Here is a 24,615-nt window from a genome sequence, read left to right as displayed (position 1 = left end):
AGTTGCGCGGTTTCCGCTGAGCGTTGGTGATCGTGTGGCGCAGCGGGCCGCTTGACGGCCCGCTGCTTCTGTCGCCAGCTCGCTCCAGCGTCCGCTATACACCTCACGGCCAGCCCGCTCGGCCTAAAATGGCGCGATGAATACCCCAGAAGATTCCACCCTCGGTCGTGAGGTCGCCTATCCCAGCGGCTACGATCCGTCGCTGTTGTTCCCGATTCCGCGCGCGGCCGGGCGCGAGGCGATCGGCCTGACGGGGGCCTTGCCCTTCATCGGCCGCGACCGCTGGCATGCCTACGAACTCAGCTGGCTCGATGCGCAGGGCAAGCCGTGCGTGGCCACCGCCACCTTGCACGTGCCCAGCGAGTCGCCGTCGTTGATCGAATCCAAGTCGCTCAAGCTGTATCTCAATTCGCTCAATGCCACCCGCTTCAATAGCGCCGAAGCGGTGCGTATGCGCATCGCCTCCGACCTGTCCACGCGCGCCGGTGCCGATGTGGCGGTGGAATTCGGTCTGCCGCCGATCGATGCGGTGGGTGAGGGCGAGTCGATCGACGCACTGGATGTCAGCATCGACGATTACGGCCCGCCCAATGCCGCATATCTGGCGGCGCACGCACAACCAGTGGTGGAAGAAGTGCTGACCTCGGCCCTGCTCAAGTCCAATTGCCCGGTCACCGGTCAACCGGATTGGGCCAGCGTCACGTTGCGCTACCGCGGCGCCCCGATCGACCGCGAAGGCCTGTTGCGTTATCTGGTGAGTTTCCGCGACCACGCAGAGTTTCACGAGCAATGCGTGGAGCGTATCTTCCATGACGTGCTGCTCCGCTGCGCGCCCGAATGGTTGGTGGTGGAAGCGCGCTATACCCGCCGTGGCGGGCTGGACATCAACCCCTTGCGCAGCTCGCCCAGCGTGCCGACGCCGCTATCGATCTTCCGCGACCTGCGCCAGTAATCGCGCCCATTCAAGGCTCGCGCCAGCTTCACGGTGGCGCGATCCACGCTTAACAGCGCGCCGCGCACCCTGCAGTCATCGTGATGCAAAGGGATTGCGGCAATGAATGTCGACAAGAAAGCAGATTTTTCCAACGTGACGTCCTCGGTCGACAGCACCGCAGACGTCGCGCCAGCGGCGGATTTCTCCAACGTGCGTACCAGCGTGCAGAGCACTGCGCAGCTGGTCGGCGAATCGGTCACCGTGCAGGCGGGCGACAGTCTGTCCAGCATCGCCAAGCGTCATTACGGCGACGGCAACCTGTGGCCGCGGATTTTCGAGGCCAACCGCGAAACGCTCAAGGATCCGGACAAGATCTTTCCAGGTCAGGTCCTGCAGTTGCCGCCGAAGTCATAGGCGCACCGCACCCCTGGCACCTTTCGAAACCCACTTTTATTCTGATATCCGGAGATCGATCCATGCGTACTACATCCGTTTCTAGCACCCTCGCCATTGCCCTTGCCGGCGTTCTCGCCCTGTCGGGCTGCAGCAAGAAGGCCGACGACGACAGCGTGTCCAAGGATCCGACCTCCGGGGCTGCCACCGAGGCGATGCCGGGCCCGGCGGCAACACCGCCGGCGAGCGATCAGGCGGGTCAGAGCACCGCGACCGGCGCTGCCAGCACTGATACCGCAGCCGCAATGGGTTCGGCAGTCACGGTGTCAAGCGTGGTGGTCGGCACCACGGCGACCGCCGACAAGTCGGTGACCCCGTCGGCCAACATCGGCAGCAAAGACACCATCATTGTCTCGGTGAAAACCGATGGCAGCGCGAGCAATGTGGCGGTCGCAGCCAAGCTCACCTATCAGGATGGCCAGGTGGCCGGCGAGCAGAATGCCACTTTGACCACGACTGGCCCGGAAACCACCAACCTCAGCTTCAGCAAGCCAGATGGCTGGCCGACCGGCAGCTACACCGCGCAGGTCATGGTGGATGGCAAGCCGGCAGGTACTCCGCAGACCATCACGGTCAAGTAAGCAGCCACGCGAGCAGGCAGTCTGCAGATAGGGATGCGTGCTCGCAACCTGGGTAGCGCACTGATCCCAAGCATGTCGGACACGCGCGTCCATCGCGCTGTCCCAACGCTTATTAAGCAGGCCATCGGGGCGCGATCACACGATCGCGCCCTTTTTTCTGCGTAATTCTCTCAGCCGGCACATTCGTTACAGCTGCATCCATCGCATTGGCCGAGTGGCGGGATGGAGCATCCGCCTGTGGTCGCTTTACCCGGGCGCGGCTCAGACGCGACAATGCCGTGCTGATCCATCGCCGCGTTCCACGCGCCGGCCGACCGGCGTGCCAGCAGCGACCCCCGTCGCGCACGCCAACGCCAGTGCCAACAACGCCGGCGCTCCTTCCGACCACACGAGCCATCGCACCTTATGTCGAAGACACCGAAGATCATCTACACGCTCACCGACGAAGCACCGTATCTGGCCACGCAGTCGCTGCTGCCGATCATCGATGCCTACACCAATACTGCCGGCATCGTGGTTGAAACCCGCGACATCTCGCTGGCCGGCCGCATCCTGTCGCTGTTTCCCGAGCACCTGAGCGACGCGCAGAAGATCGCCGACGACCTCGGTGAGCTGGGCGAGCTGGCCACCACGCCGGAAGCCAACATCATCAAGCTGCCCAACATCAGCGCCTCGGTGCCGCAGCTCAAGGCCGCCATCGCCGAACTGCAGGGCCAGGGCTATGCGCTGCCGGCGTATCCGGACACGCCCAAAGACGATGCCGAAAAGGACGTCAAGGCGCGCTACGACAAGGTCAAGGGCAGCGCGGTCAATCCGGTTTTGCGCGAAGGCAACTCCGACCGTCGCGCGCCGCTGTCGGTGAAGAATTACGCGCGCAAGCATCCGCACCGCATGGGCAAGTGGAGCAGCGATTCGAAGTCGCACGTGGCCCATATGGACGACGGCGACTTCTTCGGCAGCGAGCAATCCACCACCGTGGCGGCCGCCGGCGCGTTGAAGATCGAATTCGTCGGCAACGACGGCAGCAGCAGCGTGTTGAAGGACAAGGTCGTGGTCGAGGCCGGCGAAATCGTCGATGCCGCGGTGCTGAGCAAGCGCGCGCTGGCCAGCTTTATCGACGCGCAGATCGCCGATGCCAAGGCCAAGGATGTGCTGTTCTCGGTGCATCTGAAAGCCACCATGATGAAGGTCTCCGACCCGGTGCTGTTCGGCGTGGTGGTCGGCGAGTTCTACAAGGACACGCTGAGCAAGCATGCCGAAGCGCTCGCGTCGGTCGGCTTCGATCCCAACAACGGCATCGGCGACCTGTACGCACGCATCGCCACGCTGCCGGACGACCAGCAGGCGCAGATCAAGGCCGATATCCAGGCCGAATACGCGCAGCGTCCGGCCCTGGCCATGGTCAATTCGGACAAGGGCATCACCAACCTGCATGTGCCCAGCGACGTGATCGTCGATGCGTCGATGCCGGCGATGATTCGCGACTCCGGTCAGATGTGGAATGCCGAAGGCAAGCTGCAGGACACCAAGGCAGTGATCCCGGATCGCTGCTACGCCGATGTCTATCAAGCGGTGATCGACGACTGCAAGGCGCATGGCGCATTCGATCCGTCCACCATGGGCTCGGTGCCCAACGTCGGCCTGATGGCGCAGAAGGCCGAGGAATACGGCTCGCACGACAAGACCTTCCAAATTGCCGCCGCCGGGACCGTCAAGGTCACCGACGACACCGGCGCCACCGTGTTCGAACATGCGGTGGAAGCCGGCGACCTGTGGCGCATGTGCCAGGTCAAGGACGCGCCGATCCAGGACTGGGTCAAGCTGGCCGTCGAGCGCGCGCGCCTGAGCGAGACGCCTGCGGTGTTCTGGCTGGACAAGGCGCGCGCGCACGATGCGCAGGTGATCGCCAAGGTCGAGAAATACCTGAAGGATCACGACACCAGCGGTCTGGATATCCGCATCCTGCCGCCGGTGGAAGCGACCACCTTCTCGCTGGAGCGCATCCGCAAGGGCCAGGACACCATCTCGGTCACCGGCAACGTGCTGCGCGATTACCTCACCGACCTGTTCCCGATCCTGGAGCTGGGCACCAGCGCCAAGATGCTGTCGATCGTGCCGCTGATGGCCGGTGGCGGCCTGTTCGAGACCGGTGCCGGTGGCTCGGCGCCCAAGCACGTGCAGCAGTTCGTCGAACAGAACAGCCTGCGCTGGGATTCGCTGGGCGAGTTCCTGGCCCTGGCCGCCTCGCTGGAGCATCTGGGCAACCGCTACGACAATCCGTCGGCCACGGTGCTCGCCAAGGCGCTGGACGTCGCTAACGGTCAGTTCCTGGACAACAACAAGTCGCCAGCGCGCAAGGTCGGTGAACTGGACAACCGCGGCAGCCACTTCTATCTGGCGATGTACTGGGCGCAGGCCCTGGCTGCGCAGACCGAGGACACCGCCCTGCAGGCCAAGTTCGCACCGCTGGCCAAGGCCCTGACCGAGAACGAAGCCACCATCGTGGCCGAGCTCAACGGCGCCCAGGGCAAGCCAGTCGAGATCGGCGGCTACTATCACCCCGATCTGGCCAAGGTCAGCGAGGCGATGCGCCCGAGCAAGACCTTCAACGACGTGTTGGCCACGCTGAAGGCCTGATCCAGCGCACCGCCTGGCGGTGCGTCCAGCAGGTGCAACAGGCAGGGCCCGCCTCGATGAGGGGCGGGCCTTGTCGTTTCCGGCGTTTGCGCGCAACAGCGAGAACACGGTCGTTGCGTGCTAGGCCTCACGACCTGGCAATGCCGTGCCTGCGAGAGAGCCTGCGCCTCGGTGCGAGCAGTCTCGGCATGTGGCCGACTGTGCGCCTGTTCGAGTGATCGTTTGTCTCCGCTGCACGTCGCAACATGCGCTGGGTACACTGCCGGCATGAGCCAGCTCCCGTTACCGCCACAGTCCGAGCGCCGTGCGCTAGCGATCGCCCATGCCGTGTACGACGCCTTCGAGGATTACCACGCCCGGTTTGCCGAGATCACCGCACGCGCCAAACAGCGCTTTGAAACGCGCGACTGGAGCGGCGCGCGGGATGATGCGGTGGCGCGGATCGCGCTGTACGACCAGTACATCAGCGAATGCATGCTGCGCTTGCGTGCGGTGCTGCTGGGGCAGGCGCACGATCGCGCGCTGTGGATGCGTGCACGCGTGCATTACGCCGCGCTGCTGAGCGGGCTGATCGACCAGGAGCTGTACAAGACCTTCTACAACACCCTGACCCGGCGTTACTTCGGCACCCACGGCGTGGATGCGGAGATCGAATTCATCGCGCTGGATATCGAGCCGACCGACGCGATCACGGTGCCGGTTGCGCGGCACACCTATGCGGTCTCGCCCGGCCGGCTGACCGACATGCTGGTGCGCGTGCTCGGCGATTATTCCTTCGACGTTCCGTATGCGCATCGCACCCGCTGTGCAGCGGCGATCGCGGTGCGCCTGCTCGATGATCTCGCGCACTGGGGCGAGCACCCGGTGCGCAGCGTGGAATTGCTGGAGACGGTGTTCTATCGCGAACGGCGCGCCTACCTGGTCGGCCGCGTGTTCGGCGAACATCGCTTCTCGCCATGCGTCATCGCCCTGGTCAACGACGACGCCGGCCTGCGTGCCGAAGCGGTGCTGACCAAACGCAGCGACGTCGCGCAATTGTTCAGCAACTCGCGCAGTTACTTCCAGGCCGATCTGGCCACCGTCGGCGACGCAGTGGTGTTCTTGCGCAGCCTGCTCACCCACAAGCCGGTCGACGAGCTGTACACGATGCTCGGGCGCGCCAAGCAGGGCAAGACCGAACGCTATCGCACGTTTTTCAGCCATTTCCAGGCGCATCCCTCCGAGCAGCTGGTGCATGCCGACGGCACGCCCGGCATGGTCATGGTGGTATTTACCCTGCCCAGTTATCCGCTGGTGTTCAAACTGATTCGCGACCGCTTTGCCTATCCCAAGACCATGAGTCGTGCGCAGGTCGAAGGCAAGTACGAGCTGGTGTTCCAGCTCGATCGCATCGGTCGCCTGCTGGATGCGCAGCCGTATCGCTTCCTGCGGTTTCCCAAGTCGCGTTTCTCGCCCGCGTTGCTGGAAGAGCTGCAGACCAGCTGTGCGACGAGCCTGAGCGAAGATGGCAAGGACGTGCTGATCGCGCTGTGCTACGTGCAGCGCCGCCTGCGCCCGCTCAATCTCTACCTGCGCGAACAGCTGCCCGAAGCCGCGCATGCGGCCGCGCTGGACTACGGCCAGGCGATCAAGGACATGGCGCGCAACAATATCTTTCCCGGCGACATGCTGCTGAAGAACTTCGGCATCACCCGCCATCAGCGCGCGGTGTTCTACGACTACGACGAGCTGTGCCTGATCACCGAATGCACCTTCCGCGACTGGCCGACCGCCACCACCTATGAAGAACAGATGGCTGCCGAGCCCTGGTTCCACGTCGGCCCGCGCGATGTGTTCCCCGAGCGCTTCGCGCTGTTCATGGGCTTGCCACCCTCGCAGCTGGAAGCGGTCAAGCACCTGCACCCGGAACTGTTCGACCCGCAGTGGTGGCGCGACCTGCAAACCCGCCTGCGCGAGGACGACTACCCCGACACCCCGCCCTACGCAGACTCGCGACGGCTGGCGTAGCTGCCGAATGCCCATGTGCGTGGCGACAATAACGAGGTGCTCGTCGGATACACAATTCCGCAGCCACAAAAAAGCCCCGCAATGCGGGGCTTTTTCTTGTCGAGAATACCGACCGACTCAGCGCTTCATCGAACTGAAGAACTCGTCGTTGGACTTGGTGGTCTTCATCTTGTCCAGCAGGAATTCCATTGCCGCGATTTCGTCCATCGGGTGCAGCAGCTTGCGCAGGATCCAGATCTTCTGCAGCAGCTCCGGCTCGATCAGCAGGTCTTCGCGACGTGTGCCCGAGCGGTTGATGTCGATCGCCGGGTACACGCGCTTTTCGGTGATGCGACGGTTCAGATGCACTTCGCTGTTGCCGGTGCCCTTGAACTCTTCGTAGATCACCTCGTCCATCTTGCTGCCGGTTTCCACCAGCGCCGTGGCGATGATGGTCAGCGAGCCGCCTTCTTCCACGTTGCGGGCCGCACCGAAGAAGCGCTTCGGACGGTGCAGCGCGTTGGCGTCCACACCACCGGTGAGCACCTTGCCGGAGCTGGGCACCACGTTGTTGTAGGCGCGTGCCAGACGGGTGATCGAGTCGAGCAGGATCACCACGTCCTTCTTGTGCTCGACCAGGCGCTTGGCACGCTCGATCACCATCTCGGCGACCTGCACGTGGCGCGCGGCCGGTTCGTCGAAGGTGGAGGAGATGACCTCGCCGCGCACGGTGCGCTGCATTTCGGTCACTTCTTCCGGGCGCTCGTCGATCAGCAACACGATCATGTGCACTTCGGGATGATTGCTGGTGATGGCCGTGGCCACCTGCTGCATCATCATCGTCTTACCGGCCTTGGGCGGGGAGACGATCAGCGCGCGCTGGCCTTTACCCTGCGGCGCCATCAGGTCCAGGATGCGGCCGGTGATGTCCTCGGTCGATCCATCGCCACGCTCCAGACGGAAGCGGCGACGCGGGAACAGCGGGGTCAGGTTCTCGAACAGCACCTTGTTCTTGCTGGCTTCCAGCGGCTCGCCATTGATGGTGTCGACGATCGACAGCGCGAAATAGCGTTCGCCGTCCTTCGGGAAGCGGATGCGGCCGGACAGGTGATCGCCGGTCCGCAGGTTGAAGCGGCGGATCTGGCTGGGCGAGATATAGGTGTCATCCGGGCCGGCCAGGTAGCTGGCTTCTGCGGCACGCAGGAAGCCGAAGCCGTCGGGCAGGATTTCCAGCACACCGTCGGCGGCAACGCCTTCGCCGTGGCGGGTCAGCACCTTGAGCAGGGCGAAGATCACGTCCTGCTTGCGCGCGCGCGCCACGCCTTCCTGGATGTTGAGCTGGTCGGCGATATCCAGCAGCTTCTGCGCCGGCATCCGCTTGAGATCGCTCAGCGAGTAGACCGGGAAGCCTTCCGGCACGGCCGGGTGCGGGCGCGCGACGAACGGCTCGTTGCTGCCATCCGACGACGGCATGCCACCACCACCTTCGTTGCCGAAGCGGTCGCGTCCACGGTCGCGGCGATTGCGGAAGCGGTCACGGCGGTTGCCCTGCTGGTTGTGCCCCTGGCCCTGGCCTTGCTGATGCTGGCCGCCATTCTGGGCCTGGTCCTGACCCTGACCCTGCGCCTGGGGCTGAGCCTGGTTCTGGCCCTGGCCCCGGTGCTGCGCCTGATTCTGGTTCTGCTGCTGCTGCGCCTGATTGAAGCGCTGCTGCTGTGTCTGGCCGCCCTCGCGGGAGTCGCCATGGGTGTCGCCGCCCGGGTTGCCCTGGTTGGTGCTGGGGGCGTTACCGGCATAGGACGCGCCATCGCCGGACGTCTGCGCCGGTGCCGAATCGGCAGCGTGCGACGGGGCCTGCGGGGCACGTGGAGCGTCGGGTGCGGGGCTGGCGGGCAAGGGCAGGTTGGGCTGCTGCGCGCCACCGTCGTCGGTGGCAGCGGCGGTCTTGCTCACGCGCGGCTTGCGCACGCGCTTCTCGACAGGAGCGTCGACGCTGCTCCCGGTATCGGAGGAAGGATGATCGGACAAGTGCGTGATTCCTCGCTAAGAGTGCGAGCGCCCGGCTGGGGGGCGAACTTTAGGTGATGGGAGTCTAGAAGAGGTTTCTAGAGGGGTACGTCGGCGCACGAACGTGCTCCGGATCAACTGACACTATCACCGCTGCGCGCAACCGCGCAAGCGCCTGCCGCAGCAGGATTTAACTGCTGGCGCATCACGGGGCGCCCATCACTGGACGCCCGCTCGCTCAGGCGGCCGCGCCGCCCAGGGTCTTGTCGATCATCTGGGTCAGCTGGCCCTTGCCAACCGCACCGATCTGGGTGGCCTGCACTTGGCCATCCTTGAACAGCAACAGCATCGGGATCGAACGCACGTGGTACTTGATGGCCAGGGCGCGGTTCTGGTCCACATTGACCTTGGCAACCTTCAGTCTGCCCTGGTATGTATCGGCCAGATCGTCCAGCACCGGGGCGATCATTTTGCAGGGTCCGCACCACTCGGCCCAGAAATCCACCAGCACCGGTTCGCCGGATTGCAGTACAGCTGTATCGAAGTCGGCATCGCCGACATGTTGAACCTTATCGCTCACGTTGGGTCTCCTGGAAACCAAAACGGCCCGCCCGAACGGGCAGGCCGCTACATTGCGTTAAACTGGGGCATTGCGCGACTGAATCAAGTGTCAGTCCTGAAGCCGCGCTGTCCGCCACAACAGCCGCAGTTTGCGACGCTGTCGGCATCGATGCAAGCCGCGCCCGGGCTGCCCAGGGCGCCTCACGAAGACGGAATAATGAGCGACAAACCGCTGACCGATTTGACTTTTTCCACGTTCGACCTGCATCCGGCGCTGATCGCCGGGCTGGAGAGCGCCGGGTTTACCCGCTGTACCCCGATCCAGGCGCTGACCCTGCCGGTCGCGCTGCCGGGCGGCGACGTCGCCGGCCAGGCCCAGACCGGCACCGGCAAGACCCTGGCGTTCCTGGTGGCGGTGATGAACCGCCTGCTGATCCGCCCGGCGCTGGCCGACCGCAAGCCGGAAGACCCGCGCGCGCTGATCCTGGCGCCGACCCGCGAGCTGGCGATCCAGATCCACAAGGATGCGGTCAAGTTCGGCGCCGACCTGGGCCTGCGCTTCGCGCTGGTCTACGGCGGGGTGGACTACGACAAGCAGCGCGAGCTGCTGCAGCAGGGCGTGGACGTGATCATCGCCACCCCGGGCCGGCTGATCGACTACGTCAAGCAGCACAAGGTGGTCTCGCTGCATGCCTGCGAGATCTGCGTGCTGGACGAAGCCGACCGCATGTTCGACCTGGGCTTCATCAAGGACATCCGCTTCCTGCTGCGGCGCATGCCCGAGCGCGGCACCCGCCAGACCCTGCTGTTCTCGGCCACGCTCAGCCACCGCGTGCTCGAGCTCGCCTACGAGCACATGAACGAGCCGGAAAAGCTGGTCGTCGAAACCGAGAGCATCACCGCCGCACGGGTGCGCCAGCGCATCTATTTCCCGTCCGACGAAGAGAAGCAGACGCTGCTGCTGGGCCTGCTGTCGCGCAGCGAAGGCGCGCGCACCATGGTGTTCGTCAATACCAAGGCGTTTGTCGAGCGCGTGGCGCGCACGCTGGAGCGGCATGGCTACCGGGTCGGCGTGCTGTCGGGCGACGTGCCGCAGAAGAAGCGCGAGTCGTTGCTCAACCGCTTCCAGAAGGGCCAGCTCGAAATCCTGGTCGCCACCGACGTGGCCGCGCGCGGCCTGCACATCGACGGCGTCAAGTACGTCTACAACTACGACCTGCCGTTCGATGCGGAAGACTACGTGCACCGTATCGGCCGTACCGCGCGGCTGGGCGAAGAGGGCGATGCGATCAGCTTCGCCTGCGAGCGCTATGCGATGAGCCTGCCGGACATCGAGGCCTATATCGAGCAGAAGATTCCGGTCGAGCCGGTAACCTCCGAGCTGCTGACGCCGCTGCCGCGCACCGCGCGCGTACCGGTGGAAGGCGAAGAGGCCGACGAGGATGCTGGCGACAGCGTGGGCACCATCTTCCGCGAGGCGCGCGAACAGCGTGCTGCCGAAGAGCAGCGCCGCGGCGGTGGTCGCAGCGGCCCGGGCGGCCCATCGCGCAGCGGCAGTGGCGGCGGTCGCCGCGACGGCGGCAGTGCCGATGGCAAGCCGCGTCCGCGTCGCAAGCCGCGTGTGGAGGGCGAAGCCCCGGCAGCGGCAGCGCCGACCGAAACGCCGGTGGTTGCGGCGGCGTCGGTCGAGGCGCCTTCCACCATCGTGGCCGATGCCGAGCGCGCACCACGCAAGCGGCGCCGTCGTCGCAACGGCCGTCCGGTCGAAGGTGCCGAGCCGGCAGTGGCCTCCACACCGGTCGCCGCACCTGCCGCACCGCGCAAGCCCACCCAGGTGGTCGCCAAGCCGGTGCGCAGCGCCGCCAAGCCGTCCGGCAGCCCGTCGCTGCTGAGCCGTATCGGCCGTCGCCTGCGCTCGCTGGTGTCCGGCAACTGATCGCCTGCGGCCTGCGTCGCATTGCCGGGCTCCGGCGATGCGACGCAAGCGCTGGCGCTCCGGCATAATCGCCGGATGACCGTTCTGCGTTTCGACAACGTCAGCAAGCACTACGCCGGTGGCCACCAGGCGCTGACCGATGTCAGCTTCGAAGTGGCCGATGGCGAGATGCTGTTCGTGACCGGCCACTCCGGCGCCGGCAAAAGCACCCTGCTCAAATTGATCCACCTCAGCGAGCGGCCCAGCCAGGGCGCGGTGCTGCTGGGCGAACGCAACCTGCTCAAGGTGCGCGGCCGGCAGATTCCGCTGCACCGTCGCCAGGTGGGTGCGGTCTATCAGGACCATCGCCTGCTCAACGACCGCAGCATCGCCGAGAACGTGGCGTTACCGCTGATCCTGCGCGGCACCCGGCGTGCGGAGATCGGCAAGCGCGTGCGCTCGGCATTGGAGCGGATCGGGCTGGCCCATCGCGAGCGGGCCTTGCCGTCGCAGTTGTCGGCCGGCGAGCAGCAGCGCGTGGGCATCGCCCGCGCCATCGTCGGCGAACCGCGCCTGCTGGTGGCCGATGAGCCCACCGGCAATCTGGATCCGGCGCTGGCTGCGGAAATCATGCAGTTGTTCGCCGAGCTGCCCGCGCGCGGCACCAGCGTGCTGGTGGTCAGCCATGACCTGGCCCTGCTCAAGCAGATGCGCAAGCGCGTGCTGATCCTGGATCACGGCCGCCTGGTCGACGACATCTCGCCGCAGGATCTGGCCGAATGAGCAAGCCCGCCAATACCGAAGCCGTCGCCCCTTCGCGGGTCGGCGTGTGGATCGACCATCATCTGCACAGCATCGCCTTCAGCCTGGGCCGTGCCATGCGCAAGCCCTGGGCCACCTTGCTGACCATCGTGGTGATGGCGCTGGCGCTGGCCTTGCCGCTGGGGCTGTCGATCGCGCTGGACAACGTCAAGTTGCTGGCCGGCAGCGTGCAACAGTCGCGCGAGATCAACCTGTTCCTGAAGGTCGAGATCGGCGCCGAGGCCGCGCAGGCCCTGGCCGGCGAACTGCGCGCCCGCCCGGACGTTGCCCAGGTCACGCTGCGCACGCCGGCGCAGGGGCTGACCGAGCTGCGCGAGAGCGCCAAGCTCGACGAGGCGATCGATGCGCTGGGCGACAACCCGCTGCCGACGCTGCTGGTCGTCACGCCCAGCGAGACGGCTGACGATGCGCAGCTGGCCGGCGCGCTGCAGGCCTTGCCGCAGGCCGACCAGGTGCAGCACGACGCGCTGTGGCGCAAGCGCCTGGATGGCTGGCTGCACTTCGGCGAGCGGCTGGTGCAGGTGCTGTCGGCACTGCTGGGTGTCGGCGCGGTGCTGGTGGTCGGCAATACGGTGCGGCTGGACATCCAGTCGCGGCGCGAGGAAATCGGCGTGCTGCAGTTGCTGGGTGCCAGCGATGGCTTCATCCGGCGTCCGTTCCTGTACCTGGGGGCCTGGTACGGGCTCGGTGCCGGCGCTGTGGCGCTCGCGCTGATCGCCGCCTCCGGGCTGGCGTTGCGCGCGCCGTTGGCGACCCTGGCCGACAGTTACGGCAGCTCCTTTACCCTGCACGGGCTGGATCTGCTGCATTCTGCGCTGGTGCTGGTCGGCACCCTGGTCCTGGGCTGGCTGGGTGCCTGGCTGGTCACCGGCCATTTCCTCCGCCAGACCCGTCCCACCGAGACCTGAGGCCTGCCATGCATCCACCGGATCTCAAGCACCTGATCAGCGACGCGCCGCGCGTGATGGTGGTCGATGGCTCCAAGCTGGTGCGCAAGCTGATCGCCGATGTGTTGCAGCGCGATCTGCCCAACGTGCAGGTGATCGGCTGCTCCAGCATCGCCGAGGCGCGCCAGGCGCTGGAAGCCGGGGCGGTGGATCTGGTCACCACCTCGCTGTCGCTGCCCGATGGCGATGGCCTGACCCTGGCGCGCAGCGTGCGCGAAGCGGCCGGCCAGGCCTATGTGCCGGTGATCGTGGTCTCCGGCGATGCGCAGCAGCATCTGGTGGAGCGCCGCTTCACCGAATACGTCACCGATTATTTCGACAAGGCGCTGGGCCACGAAGCCCTGGCGACCTTCATCCGCGGCTATGTGCAGCCCGAGCCGGTGGTCGGCGCGACCGTGCTGTACATCGAGGACAGCCGCGTGGTGGCCGAGGCGACCAAGCGCATGCTCGAGCGGCAGAGCCTGAAGGTGGTGCATGTGCTCACCGCCGAGGATGCCTTTGCGCTGCTCACCGCCGAATCGCTGGGCCGCACCGAGCGCCGCATCGACGTGGTGCTGACCGATGTGACCCTGAAGGGCGAGCTCAACGGCCGCGACGTGGTCGAGCGCATCCGCATCGACTTCGCCTACGGCAAGCGTCGCCTGCCGGTGCTGGTGATGACCGGCGACACCAATCCGCGCAACCAGTCCGAGCTGCTGCGCGCCGGCGCCAACGACCTGGTGCAGAAACCCATCGAAGAACGTCTGCTGGTGACCAAGGTGCTGTTCCAGCTGCGCCTGGCACGGCTCGAGGACCAGGCTGTCACGCTATGACCGAAGTGGCTGAAGTGGAAGCGCGTATCCAGCTGGAACCGTCGTGGAAGGCGCGGGTGGGCGATTGGTTGCTGCGCCCGGAAATGCAGGAGCTGTCCGCATTCCTGCGCCAGCGCAAGGCGGCCGGGGCGCGGGTGTTCCCGCCGGGCCCGCAGATCTTTGCGGCCTTCGACGCCACCCCGTTCGAGCAGGTCAAGGTGGTGATCCTGGGCCAGGACCCGTATCACGGTGAAGGCCAGGCGCATGGGCTGTGCTTCTCGGTGCTGCCCGGGGTGCCGGTGCCGCCGTCGCTGCTCAACATCTACAAGGAGATCCAGGACGACCTGGGCATCGCACGTCCGGACCATGGCTATCTGATGCCGTGGGCGCGCCAGGGCGTGCTGCTGCTCAATGCGGTGCTGACGGTGGAGCAGGGCCGTGCCGGCGCGCACCAGAACAAGGGCTGGGAAGGCTTCACCGACCATGTGGTGGAGACCCTCAACCGCGAGCGCGAAGGTCTGGTGTTCCTGCTCTGGGGCAGCTACGCGCAGTCCAAGGGCAAGGTCATCGACCAGGCGCGCCATCGCGTGTTCAAGGCCCCGCATCCCTCGCCGTTGTCGGCGCATCGCGGCTTTCTGGGCTGCCAGCACTTCTCCAAGACCAACGAGCACCTGCAGCGCCGCGGGCTGGGCCCGATCGACTGGTCGCTGCCGCCCCGCAACGCGCTGGACACCACTCCGGCCAGCGGCTGAACGGTACCGGCGCCGGCCCGTTTCGCGGCGGCTTTGTCACGGTCTGCGCAGGGCGGCGGTGGTAGCGTAGATGCTCGAAGTCGGGGAGCTTCGCCGTAGAACGACGGCGACGCCAAAAGCCCGAACGTCCTATAAATGGAACGCTGGGAACTTTTTCTGTACCCGGCAGTCCAATAGTTCGACTGCTAAGATGGTGCCCTATGAACCAGATCACCTCGACTGCCCTAGTGGCAAACAATCTCCCGATTCCCAGTGCGCTCGGTTCGCTGGACGCCTACATCGGTGCCGTGCACCAGATCCCGGTGCTGTCGGTCGATGAGGAACAGAATCTTGCCCGTCGCTTCCGTGACGAGCTGGATCTGGACGCCGCGCGCGAGCTGGTCCATTCCCACCTGCGCTTCGTGGTGCACGTCGCTCGCGGCTACAACGGCTACGGCCTGCCGCTGGGCGACCTGATCCAGGAAGGCAACATCGGCCTGATGAAGGCGGTCAAGCGCTTCGACCCGGAAATGGGCGTGCGCCTGGTCAGCTTCGCGGTGCATTGGATCCGTGCCGAGATGCACGAGTTCATCCTGAAGAACTGGCGCATCGTCAAGGTCGCCACGACCAAGGCGCAGCGCAAGCTGTTCTTCAACCTGCGCAAGTCCAAGACCCGCCTGGGCTGGCTCAATGCGTCCGAGGTGACTGCGGTCGCCAAGGACCTGAACGTCTCCGAGCGCGAAGTGATGGAGATGGAGTCGCGTCTGTCCGGTCGCGATATCGGCTTCGATGCCTCGTCCGACGAAGACGACGATCATGGTCCGCCGTCGCCGGTGAGCTACCTGGTGGCCAACGACGAAGATCCGTCGCAGGCCTACGAGCGCCACGACAGCGAAGACAATCAGCTGCAGTTGCTGCGCGAAGGCATGGCCGGCCTGGACACGCGCTCGCGCGACATCGTCAAGCGCCGCTGGCTGGACTCCGACTCCAAGGTGACGCTGCAGGAGCTGGCCGACGAGTACGGCGTGTCGGCCGAGCGTATCCGCCAGATCGAGGCGAATGCGCTGAAGAAGATGAAGGCACTGTTCGTGGCCTGATCCTTCGATCATGCCCCAGGTGTTGCACAAACGGCCCGGTTTTCCGGGCCGTTTGCATGTGGGCTGCTTGTGCTGCGTCGAGTCCGACGACGCGCGGTGGTTCGTCGTGGTCGTTCGCCGATGATCGACCGCGCGCTGCGCCCGCCGGCGCTATTCCGGCAGGCGCGCCACCGGCAGATGCCAGCCGTAGCGGATGGCCATGAAACGCAGCCCGAAACAGACCAGCGCGCCGGTCGCCAGCGACCAGGCCTGCGGCACTGCGAGCATGTGCCCGATCGCGACCAGGCCGCCACCGGCCAGCGCGGCGACCGCATACAGCTCGGCCTGCAGCACCACCGGCGTCCGCGCCACCAGCAGATCACGCGCGATGCCGCCGCCGATGCCGCTGAGCATGCCGAGTAAGGTCGCGCTGAGCGGGCTGAGTTGGTAATCGAGCGCCTTGCTGGTGCCGTAGACCGCAAACAGCGCCAACCCGGCCGCGTCGAACAACTGCACCGGGTTGCGCAGCCGTTCCACCGCCGCATGCCAGTAGAAACCGGCCACGCCGGCCAGGCAGGCGACCAGCAGGTACTGCGGATGCACCAGTGCGGCCGGCGGGGTGGCGCCGATCAGCACATCGCGCACGATCCCGCCGGACACCGCCGCCGCGCACGACAGCACCAGTACGCCGAACAGATCCAGGCGATTGCGCACCGCCACGGTCGCGCCGCTGAGGGCGAACACGAAGGTGCCGAGCAGATCCAGCAGGAACAGGAGAGTGGTCACGATCAGACCGTCGCATCAGGCCGCACAGCATCGCGCACGGCCTGCGCCGCTGTCATCCGTCCTTGCTGCTGGGCGGCGGATCGTCGGTGGCACCGCCGAAGATGATGCGCGCGGCGCGCTGGTAGCTCCAGTACGCCATCGCCCAGTTCACCAGCACCACGAACCGGTTGCGGAAACCGATCAGGAAGTACACGTGCGCGGCCAGCCAGAACCACCAGGCCACGATGCCGGAGAGCTTGAGCTTGCCGACATGCACGATGGCGGCCATGCGGCCGATCGTGGCCAAGTTGCCGTAGTCCTGGTAACGGAAGGCTGGTGCAGGCTGGCTGCGGTGGCGGGCGCGGATCGCCTTGGCGATGTGCTTGCCCATCTGCTTTGCTGCCGGTGCCACACCTGGTACCGGGCGGCCGTCTTGCTGGACCGAGGCCAGGTCGCCGCCGACGAAGATCTCCGGGTGACCGGGTACGCTCAGGTCCGGCTCCACCAGCACGCGGCCGGCACGATCCAGCGGCACGCCAAGCGTGCGCGCCAGCGGCGATGCCGCCACGCCGGCGGCCCACACCACGGTGCGTGCAGGCACGAAGGTGTCGCCGAGCTGATAGCCCAGCGCATCGATGTGGGTGACCGGCGTGCCGGTGTGCACCTCCACGCCCAGGCGCTCGAGCTGCTTGCGCGCCTTGGCGGTGAGATCGTCCGGGAACGAGGGCAGCACGCGCGGGCCGGCTTCGACCAAGCGCACGCGCGCCTGCTGCGGGTCGATATGGCGGAATTCGTTCTTGAGCGTGTGGCGGGCGATCTCGGCCAGCGTGCCGGCCAGCTCGACGCCGGTCGGGCCGCCGCCGACCACGGCAAAACTCAGCCAGGCTGCGCGTGCGGCCGGGTCGGACTCGGCTTCGGCGCGTTCGAAGGCGAGCAGCAACTTGCGCCGTAGCACCAGCGCGTCGTACAGCGTCTTCAGGCCGGGCGCATGCTCGGCCCATTGATCGTTGCCGAAGTAGGCATGGGTGGCGCCGGTGGCCAGCAGCAACATGTCGTAGCCGAGCGTGCTGCCGTCGGCCAGGACCACCTCACGGCGGGCCGGTGCGATTTCGGCGACGTCGCCGAGCAGCACTTCGACATTGCGCTGCTCGCGCAGGATGTGGCGCAGCGGCGCGGCGATATCCGGTGCCGACAGGCCGGCGGTGGCGACCTGGTACAGCAGCGGCTGGAACAGGTGATGGTTCTGGCGGTCGATCAGGGTGATGCGGATGCCGGGATCGTCGAGTGCGCGGGTGGCCCATAAGCCGGCGAAACCGCCGCCAACCACAACCAGGTGCAGCGGAGCTTGGGAGGGGGAAGAAGTCATCGTAAGGTCCGATGGATTGCGACGCGGGCTCATCAGCATGCCGCATCGGTAATGAACATGCCGCCTGGACCCGGCCTGCCTGCGGCATCATGTCGCATCTCATCCACATGATGACCGCATGCCGTCACTACCGCCGCCGTTGCCGCCGCTGTCGCCACCGCCATCCGCTTCGCCGGCGATGGCACCGGCTGCCGCGCGTGCGCCCGGACAGAAGCTCAGCGGCGTCACACTCGGCCTGATCGGGCTGGCGACCTGCGTGGTGCTGTTCGGCATGCTGGTGCTGGGCGCGCTCGGCTAGCTGATCGTGTTCGGCTGGTCGCTGTTTGCCGACCAGGCACGCGCCGCGCTGCAGGACGATGCGGTGGTGCAGGAACAGATCGGCCAGATCCACACGATGCGGGTGGATCTGGTGCGCACCGGCCTGGCGCCGGGTGACGACGATTTCGTGTTCACGGTGGAAGGCGATCGCGGCCGCGGCCGCGTGCATGCCACCTGGGTCAGCGGCGGGTCCGAGCGCGAGATCCTGAGCGATGGCGTGTTGACCATGCACGATGGCAGCCAGTACACGCTGCCGTCGGCCGATGCGGCCGACACCGAAATCGACACCGACTCTGCCGACACCTTCGAGGAATGACCATGATCGACAATCCCGACAAACGCATCGCCTTGCTGATCGATGCCGACAACGCGCCGGCCGGCAAGATCGACGTGGTGCTGGCCGAAGTGGCGCGCTATGGCGTGGCCAACGTGCGCCGCGCCTACGGCAACTGGAAGAGTCCGCACCTGAAGAGCTGGGAAGCGGCGCTGCACGAATACGCGATCCGGCCGATCCAGCAATTTGCCTACAGCTCGGGCAAGAACGCCTCGGACATGGCGATGGTGATCGATGCGATGGACCTGTTGTATGCACGCAATCTGGATGGCTTTGCGATCGTTTCCAGCGATGCGGATTTCACTCCGCTGGTGATGCGCCTGCTCACCGATGGCATGAAGGTGTATGGCTTCGGCGAGAAGAAAACCCCGGCGCCGTTCGTCAATGCCTGTTCCAAGTTCACCTATGTCGAAGCGCTAGGCGAGCAGGCGGCAGCGGCCAGCGACACCGCCGCCGGCCGCAAGGATGCCACCGCGCTGCGCGGCGACACCCGGCTGGTGCAGATGCTGCGCAATGCGATCGACAGTGCCTGCGAAGACGATGGCTGGGCGCATCTGGGCGCGGTGGGCAAGCAGGTGGCCAACCAGGCCTCGTTCGACCCACGCAACTACGGTTATCGCAAACTCAGCGACTTGGTGCGTGCGATCGGCCTGTTCGAGATCAAGCAGGACGAGCAGGCCCTGTGGGTACGCGATGCGCCAAAGGGCGGGCGGGCGAAAGCGGCGCAGCCAGCGGCCGCCGTCGCCACGCAGGCGTCCACCGCAAAGCGTCCGGCGCGCGCGACGCCCAAACCGCCAGCAGGGAAATGACGATGGCTGACGCTGCGATGCAACCGGCGGCAGGAAACGCCTCGATCACGCTATGGGGGCGGCGCAATTCCAGCAATGTGCGCAAGGTGCTGTGGTGCGCCGAAGAAGCCGGGGTGCCGTACACCTCGATCGAAATCGGCGGTGCGTTTGGTCGTAACGACACGCCCGAGTATCGCGCGTTGAATCCCAACGGTCTGGTGCCGACGATGCAGGATGGTGAGTTGGTGCTGTGGGAGTCAAATGCGATCGTGCGCTACCTTGCCGCGCAATATGCGCCGGCCCTGTATCTGCAGGCACCGGCCGAACGCGCGCTGGGCGATCGCTGGATGGACTGGACCACCTCGACGTTTGCCGGTGTGTTTCGCGACCTGTTCTGGGGCGTGCTGCGCACACCGGAACCCGAGCGCGATCCTGCGCGCATCGCCGCGGCGCTGGCGCACTCGGGCGACCTGCTCGCGCGCGCGGATGCGGCCCTGGCGCAGCAACCGTATCTGTCCGGCGCGCAATTTGCGATGGGCGATATTCCACTGGGCAGCTTCATCTACGCCTGGTTCGAAATGCCGATCGAGCGGCCCGAGCTGCCACATCTGCAGGCGTGGTACCAGCGCCTGCGCGCGCGGCCTGCGTACCAGCGTGGGGTGATGACCGCGCTGACCTGAGTGTCGCGTTTCCGCTCATGCCAGCATGGTCCATGGCAGGCACCGCACGCGCTGCCGACACGGCACGTTGCTGCAAGGACATGCGCCTCGTACATCGCGCGGCCAAATAGCCCGCGTTCTCTGTAGGAGCGCACTTGTGCGCGAGGGCATTCCTGGTAACGCCCCATCGCGCGCAAGCGCGCTCCTACAAAAACGTGGGGACACCTGCGGCCTGTTGACTCGCGTCTGTTCGTAGGAGCGCACCCGGGCGCGATGGCTGTGCCGGTAATACCGCATCGCGCCCAGGTGCGCTCCTACGAAAGATCACGCCACGCGCGATCAAGGACCTGGGCACAGCGCGCAAGACGTAAGTCTGGCTGCAGCTCCGCGTGCGATACGCCCGCCCTAATACAGATCGATCGGATCCACATCCAGCGACCAGCGTACGCGCCGCGCCTGCGGCAGCGCATAGATCGCAGGCAGTTGCGCATCCAGCAGACGATGCAGCGCCGAGCGCTGTTGCGCGGACAACAGCAACTGGGTGCGCTGGAAACCGGCGCGACGTGGCATCGGTGCCGGCATCGGGCCGTAGCACTCCACTGCGGCAAACGCAGGCGATTGTGCGGTGCTGTCTGCCGTGGTCAGGCCGCGCACCGCCATCAGGAACTGGTTGGCCGCGGCCACGTCCTTGGCCTCGGCGCGGAACAGCGCCAGATGCGCGAACGGCGGAAATCCCGCGGCCTCGCGCTGTTGCAGTTCGGCATCGGCGAAGGCGTGGTAGCCGCCGTTGACCAGGGTCTGCAGCAGGGGATGTTCGGGGTGATGGGTCTGTAGCCAGACCTCGCCGGGGCGGTCGGCGCGCCCGGCGCGTCCGGCCACCTGGATCAGCTGCTGGGAGAGCTTTTCGGCGGCACGGAAGTCGGCCGAGAACAGGCCTTCGTCGATGCCAACCACCACCACCATGGTCAGCCGTGGCAGATCGTGGCCCTTGGCCAGGATCTGGGTGCCGACCAGGATGCCGGCCTCGCTGCCCAGGCGCGCCAGCTGGGTCTCCAGCGCGTCGCGGCGCTGGGTGGTGCTGCGGTCGATGCGCACCACCGGAAACTCCGGAAACGCTTCGGTCAGGCGTTCTTCCAGCCGTTCGGTGCCGATGCCTTGCGGCTGCAGCGCCAGGCTGGCGCAGGCCGGGCAGGCCAGCGGTGCCTGCTGGCGCGCGCCGCAGTGATGGCATTGCAGGCGCCGCCCGCCGGCGTGCACGGTCATCGGGGTCTGGTGCAGCGGCGTGCTGCAGCGCTGGCAGGCGGCAGTCCAGCCGCAGTCGTGGCACAGCAGCACCGGCGCATAGCCGCGGCGGTTCTTGAACACCAGCACCTGCTCGCCGCGCGCCAGGGTGGCGCCGATGCCGGCCAGCACTTCCGGCGACAGGCCGTCCTTGAGCGGGCGCTTGCGCACGTCGAGCACGCGCACGCGCGGCGGACGCGCCTCGCCGGCGCGGCGCGACAGGCGCAGATGCCGGTAGCGGCCGGAATAGGCGTTGTGCAGGCTCTCCAGCGACGGCGTGGCGCTGCCCAGGATCACCGGCACATCCAGCGCCTTGCCGCGCACCAGCGCGAAATCGCGGGCGTGATAGCGGATGCCGTCCTGCTGTTTGTAGCTGCCGTCGTGTTCCTCGTCGATCACGATCAGCCCGGCATTGGGCAGCGGGGTGAACACCGCCGAACGCGTGCCGACGATCAGCTTGGCTTCGCCGCGCCAGGCCGCCGCCCACACCCGCGCCCGTTCGCCGTCGGACAGCCCCGAATGCAGCGCGTGCACCGGCACGCCCAGGCGGGCGCGGAAGCGGCCCAGCGTCTGCGGGGTCAGGCCGATCTCCGGCACCAGCACCAGCGCCTGGCGGCCAGCCGCCAGGCAGTCGGCGATCGCCTGCAGGTAGACCTCGGTCTTGCCGCTGCCGGTGACGCCATCGAGCAGATAGGTGGCAAAACCGCGCTGCGCACGGATGGCGTCGGCGGCGGCCTGCTGTTCGTCGTTGAGCTGCGGGCCGCTGCCGGGACGGGGCGGGATGCTGTCGGCCGGCACCGCCACGCGCTCGGCATGGCCGCGCTTGGCCAGACTGCGTGCGGCCTCGCGCCACTGCGGCAGCAAGGGGTCCAGCTGTTCTTCGCCCAGCGCACCGGTCAGCAGCAGGGCGGCCAGCAAGGCGGGGCGGCTGCCGGCGCGCAGGCTGGCGGCGCCGGTGCGTCCGGCCTCGGTGAGCTGCCAGGCCCAGGCATGGGTGTCGGCCAGCGGCTCGCCGCGGCGCAACGGGCCGGGCAGGGCGCTGGACTGGGCCTCGCCCAGCGGTGCGTGGGTATAGCGCGCCAGCCACTGCAGCGAACGCGCCAGCTCCTCGACCAGCAGCGGGGCGTCGTCGCACCAGGCCAGCGCCGGGCGCAGTCCTTCGGCGGAGGCCAACTGGCCGATCTCCACCACCACCCCGACCAGCTCGCGCGGCCCGAACGGCACCCGCACCCGGCAGCCGACCCGCGCCGGGTCGGTCAGCGGCGCGTCGGCCGGAGGCAGATAGTCGAACAGTTGGGGCAGCGGCACCGGCAGGGCGACGCGCAAGGTGGCGACGGTCGAAGACATCCGGTCAGTCTACCGACCCTGTCCAGTACCCGGCAGACGCCGCTCGGTCGTCTCCGAATCGGTGCTTCGGCTTACGACGCGTTTGTGTGACGGAAGTGATAAATCCGACGTAAACCTATGTGAGGGCTAGGGAAACGGGTTTATCCACATTGCCTGTGGATAAGCCTGTGAATTAGTCTCGTGCTCCACGCTGTGAAGGCGGATTCACTAGCCTCTGCAACCTGTTGGACATTTTTTCGCCAATCGGCTTAAAGCGATAAGGATCAATCACTTAGGCGTGAAACACGAATGCAACAAAGAAAAATCAACAGTTGACAGACGCCCGCGTATCGGTATGTCTGCCGCTGTGCACAACCTGCGCAGGTGACGGCAGTCGATGGCACCGGGACGCAGCGCAGCCGGGTCGATCTGTCAAGCCATCGGCGGGGGCCGATTGCGTCGGTATCATGCCGGCCGATGCTGGAGTTCCCATGACCGTAGTCCCCGACGCCCCCGTCACCCCTGCCGCGCTGTCTGCTTTCCTGCGCGGTGTCGAACGCCGGGGTCTGGTGCTCGCACAACTGCAATGCGGCGATGGCGCGGCGGCCGAGCGGGCCCTGGCGGCGGCGTTGCGTGCGTTCAGCAGCCAGGCGGCGGGTCGCCCGATGGCCGGCTGGCCGATGCGCTTCTGGAGCCTGCTGGCAACGGCACCGCCGCTGCGGCGCGAGCCCATGCCGGGGACCTGGCTGCCGCCGTTCACCGCACTGGGGCGGATGCAGACCAGCGACCGGCTGGCGCTGCTGCTGCGTATCGTGGCCGGGCTGGAAGAAGAGCCTGCCAGCGAGGTGCAGGGCATCGAGGCGGCGGCCTATCGGCAGTCGCTGGCCCGTGCCTGCCCGCGCGATGCGGCCGGCAACCCGGATGCGCCGGCCTGGCGGGCACTGGCCGAGGCGGCGCAGCAGGAGTTGCGCGAGCTCAGCCCGGCGCAGGTCAGCCGGCTGGCACAGCTCCGCGAGTCGGCCCTGGCCGGCATGCCGCTGCAGCCTGTCGCGGCCGCGCCTGCGGCCGCCGCCGAAGCGCGCCGCCCGGCCGCGCCGCGCCGCCGTCCTGCACGCCAGTGGCAGTGGCCGCGGATCGACCGCCGCCACGCCGGCCTCGTGCTGGCCGTGCTGGCGTTGGCGCTGCTGCTTGCGGCGCTGGGCTGGTGGTGGACGCATCGCCGCCCGGCCCTGCCGCCCGAGCCGGTCTCGCAGGCCCCGGCCGGCGTGCTGCACGTCACCGATGCCGCGCCGGTGCTGGTGGAAGACCTTCCCGCCGCCGACTTGCCGGAGGCGGTGGCAAACCCCGGCCTGGATCCGCGCGACCAGGCGATGCTGGCCGACCCGGACCTGGAACTGGCGCGTTCTGCCGATTTCTACGCCTGGTATGCGGCCGGCCATCCGGTGCCGGCCGACGAATCCGGCGCGCATGCCACCGCCGCCGACCAGCCTGCCGCCACCCTGGAGACCGTCGATGACGACAATTAAGTGGTGCGGCCTGCTGGTGTTGGCTGTTGTCGGCATGGCCGCTGCGCAGACCCTGCCGGCGCCGTTGGAGGAAGGCAACGCGACTGCGCCCGCCGGCACGCCGACGCCCGCAGCCGCCACTGCCGCAACCCCGAGCGCCGCGCAGCAGCGCGCGCACTGGGACGCATTGACGCCGGCCCAGCGGGCCGAGCTGCGCGCCCGTTATGCGGCCTGGAAAGGGCTCACCGCCACCGACCGGGTGGTATTGCGGCAGGCACGCGAGCGTCTGCATGGCTTGCCCGATGACCAGCAGCGCGCGCTGCGCACGCAGTTCACCGCGATGGATCGCCTGCATCGCGATGGCTGGCGCCTGGGCTCGCAGCTGGGTGCGTTTTATCCGCAGTTGCAGCCCCTGATCGGCTACGTGCCGCCAGCGCAGCGCGATACGCTGCTGGCGGCGTTGCGCAGCCTGGACGCCGGGCAGCTGGAACAGCTGGCGATGCTGGCACAACGCACCCCGCCGCAGGAGCGCGATGGCTTGCGCGATGCCCTGCTTGCGCAGGCGCCGGCAACGCGCAGCGCCTGGTTGAAGCGCCAGCTGGCGCGCTGATTGGCAGCGGCGGGATTGCGCCGTTGCGGCGCCCCTGCGCCGGCGACGTCTCCACGCGTGCTCGCTGCCCATCCTCGATACCGGGCAGTCGGGCCGGACACCGAGCCGAGAGCATGCAGGTCTGCCGCCTTCGACGATGCGCGCCAAGCGGCGACCGTCACGAAGGACACGGACCGCGCTGAAGCCCGGGCATCCCGTTCCGCTGACCAGCCACGCCGGCCG

At 67.1% G+C, this 24,615-nt stretch carries 20 protein-coding genes and 1 pseudogene; 16 read left to right on the top strand and 5 right to left on the bottom strand.

Translation table 11 applies throughout. From position 1 onward, the window contains the following. Positions 1–136 precede the first annotated feature (136 nt). From queF to aceK, 5 genes are all read left to right on the top strand, one after another. Entirely contained in the window at positions 137–952 is an 816-nt protein-coding gene (gene queF, locus ABQ039_RS17730) for an NADPH-dependent 7-cyano-7-deazaguanine reductase QueF (protein WP_184611578.1), read from the top strand. 102 nt (positions 953–1,054) lie between these two features. Beyond that, positions 1,055–1,348 carry a LysM peptidoglycan-binding domain-containing protein gene (locus ABQ039_RS17725; protein WP_102580498.1) on the top strand — a complete coding sequence of 98 codons (294 nt, stop codon included), beginning with the start codon at positions 1,055–1,057 and terminating at the stop codon, positions 1,346–1,348. 62 nt (positions 1,349–1,410) lie between these two features. Then, a complete protein-coding gene (locus ABQ039_RS17720) occupies positions 1,411–1,968 on the top strand; it encodes a hypothetical protein (protein ID WP_102251004.1) in 558 nt (185 codons plus the stop codon). A gap of 405 nt (positions 1,969–2,373) precedes the next feature. Continuing rightward, positions 2,374–4,605 carry an NADP-dependent isocitrate dehydrogenase gene (locus ABQ039_RS17715; protein WP_184611575.1) on the top strand — a complete coding sequence of 744 codons (2,232 nt, stop codon included), beginning with the start codon at positions 2,374–2,376 and terminating at the stop codon, positions 4,603–4,605. A gap of 267 nt (positions 4,606–4,872) precedes the next feature. After that, the gene (gene aceK / locus ABQ039_RS17710) at positions 4,873–6,612 is read left to right on the top strand and encodes a bifunctional isocitrate dehydrogenase kinase/phosphatase (protein WP_184611574.1); all 1,740 of its coding nucleotides are present in this window, start codon (positions 4,873–4,875) and stop codon (positions 6,610–6,612) included. A gap of 117 nt (positions 6,613–6,729) precedes the next feature. Here aceK and rho read toward each other — a convergent pair whose 3' ends face one another. Both rho and trxA read right to left on the bottom strand, forming a co-directional pair. Beyond that, positions 6,730–8,619, bottom strand: a complete 1,890-nt coding sequence (rho, locus tag ABQ039_RS17705; RefSeq protein WP_184611572.1) for a transcription termination factor Rho — start codon at positions 8,617–8,619, stop codon at positions 6,730–6,732. Between the two features lie 217 nt (positions 8,620–8,836). Then, positions 8,837–9,178, bottom strand: a complete 342-nt coding sequence (trxA, locus tag ABQ039_RS17700) for a thioredoxin TrxA (protein ID WP_005923050.1) — start codon at positions 9,176–9,178, stop codon at positions 8,837–8,839. A gap of 198 nt (positions 9,179–9,376) precedes the next feature. Between trxA and rhlB the strand changes: the two genes are divergently transcribed. The 6 genes from rhlB to rpoH all read left to right on the top strand — a co-directional run bounded on the left by rhlB (position 9,377) and on the right by rpoH (position 15,462). Then, entirely contained in the window at positions 9,377–11,095 is a 1,719-nt protein-coding gene (rhlB, locus tag ABQ039_RS17695; RefSeq protein ID WP_167709813.1) for an ATP-dependent RNA helicase RhlB, read from the top strand. 75 nt (positions 11,096–11,170) lie between these two features. Then, a complete protein-coding gene (gene ftsE / locus ABQ039_RS17690; RefSeq protein ID WP_016903688.1) occupies positions 11,171–11,857 on the top strand; it encodes a cell division ATP-binding protein FtsE in 687 nt (228 codons plus the stop codon). Beyond that, entirely contained in the window at positions 11,854–12,804 is a 951-nt protein-coding gene (ftsX, locus tag ABQ039_RS17685; protein ID WP_104541799.1) for a permease-like cell division protein FtsX, read from the top strand. The genes ftsE and ftsX overlap by 4 nt, the downstream gene beginning before the upstream one ends. Positions 12,805–12,812: 8 nt before the next feature. Further along, positions 12,813–13,655: a response regulator gene (locus ABQ039_RS17680; protein WP_016903686.1), complete on the top strand. Its 843-nt coding sequence runs from the start codon at positions 12,813–12,815 to the stop codon at positions 13,653–13,655. A 5-nt stretch (positions 13,656–13,660) separates the two neighbouring features. Next, positions 13,661–14,386 (top strand): uracil-DNA glycosylase, encoded by a 726-nt coding sequence (gene ung / locus ABQ039_RS17675; RefSeq protein ID WP_054591102.1) that lies wholly within the window; start codon positions 13,661–13,663, stop codon positions 14,384–14,386. 200 nt (positions 14,387–14,586) lie between these two features. Next, positions 14,587–15,462, top strand: a complete 876-nt coding sequence (rpoH, locus tag ABQ039_RS17670; protein ID WP_024938885.1) for an RNA polymerase sigma factor RpoH — start codon at positions 14,587–14,589, stop codon at positions 15,460–15,462. Between the two features lie 150 nt (positions 15,463–15,612). Here rpoH and ABQ039_RS17665 read toward each other — a convergent pair whose 3' ends face one another. Next, a complete protein-coding gene (locus ABQ039_RS17665) occupies positions 15,613–16,227 on the bottom strand; it encodes a trimeric intracellular cation channel family protein (RefSeq protein ID WP_016903683.1) in 615 nt (204 codons plus the stop codon). Between the two features lie 52 nt (positions 16,228–16,279). Next, positions 16,280–17,572 (bottom strand): NAD(P)/FAD-dependent oxidoreductase, encoded by a 1,293-nt coding sequence (locus ABQ039_RS17660; RefSeq protein WP_024938886.1) that lies wholly within the window; start codon positions 17,570–17,572, stop codon positions 16,280–16,282. Between the two features lie 118 nt (positions 17,573–17,690). Between ABQ039_RS17660 and ABQ039_RS17655 the strand changes: the two are divergent. The 3 genes and pseudogenes from ABQ039_RS17655 (at position 17,691) to ABQ039_RS17645 (ending at position 19,692) form a co-directional block, all read left to right on the top strand. After that, positions 17,691–18,206 (top strand): annotated as a pseudogene (locus ABQ039_RS17655) (hypothetical protein). Next, positions 18,203–19,033 (top strand): NYN domain-containing protein, encoded by an 831-nt coding sequence (locus tag ABQ039_RS17650; RefSeq protein ID WP_024938888.1) that lies wholly within the window; start codon positions 18,203–18,205, stop codon positions 19,031–19,033. Before ABQ039_RS17655 ends, ABQ039_RS17650 begins: the two are co-directional and overlap by 4 nt. Then, the gene (locus tag ABQ039_RS17645; protein ID WP_374057818.1) at positions 19,030–19,692 is read left to right on the top strand and encodes a glutathione S-transferase family protein; all 663 of its coding nucleotides are present in this window, start codon (positions 19,030–19,032) and stop codon (positions 19,690–19,692) included. Before ABQ039_RS17650 ends, ABQ039_RS17645 begins: the two co-directional genes overlap by 4 nt. A 384-nt stretch (positions 19,693–20,076) precedes the next feature. Here ABQ039_RS17645 and ABQ039_RS17640 read toward each other — a convergent pair whose 3' ends face one another. After that, entirely contained in the window at positions 20,077–22,299 is a 2,223-nt protein-coding gene (locus ABQ039_RS17640) for a primosomal protein N' (RefSeq protein ID WP_184611568.1), read from the bottom strand. Positions 22,300–22,769: 470 nt separating this feature from the next. On the opposite strand from ABQ039_RS17640, the gene ABQ039_RS17635 reads away from it, so the two are divergent. Together ABQ039_RS17635 and ABQ039_RS17630 are read left to right on the top strand one after the other, a co-directional pair. Further along, on the top strand, positions 22,770–23,804 hold the full coding sequence (locus ABQ039_RS17635) for a hypothetical protein (protein WP_184611566.1): 1,035 nt from the start codon (positions 22,770–22,772) through the stop codon (positions 23,802–23,804). Beyond that, complete coding sequence (locus ABQ039_RS17630) at positions 23,791–24,393, top strand: DUF3106 domain-containing protein (RefSeq protein ID WP_184611564.1); 603 nt, start codon at positions 23,791–23,793, stop codon at positions 24,391–24,393. The genes ABQ039_RS17635 and ABQ039_RS17630 overlap by 14 nt, the downstream gene beginning before the upstream one ends. Positions 24,394–24,615 lie beyond the last annotated feature (222 nt).

Origin of the sequence: Xanthomonas sp. WHRI 6108, assembly GCF_040202385.2 — a bacterium.
Classification (GTDB): domain Bacteria; phylum Pseudomonadota; class Gammaproteobacteria; order Xanthomonadales; family Xanthomonadaceae; genus Xanthomonas; species Xanthomonas arboricola.
The sequence above is the reverse complement of the archived record's forward strand: the minus strand, read 5'-3'. Positions and strand labels throughout refer to the sequence as shown.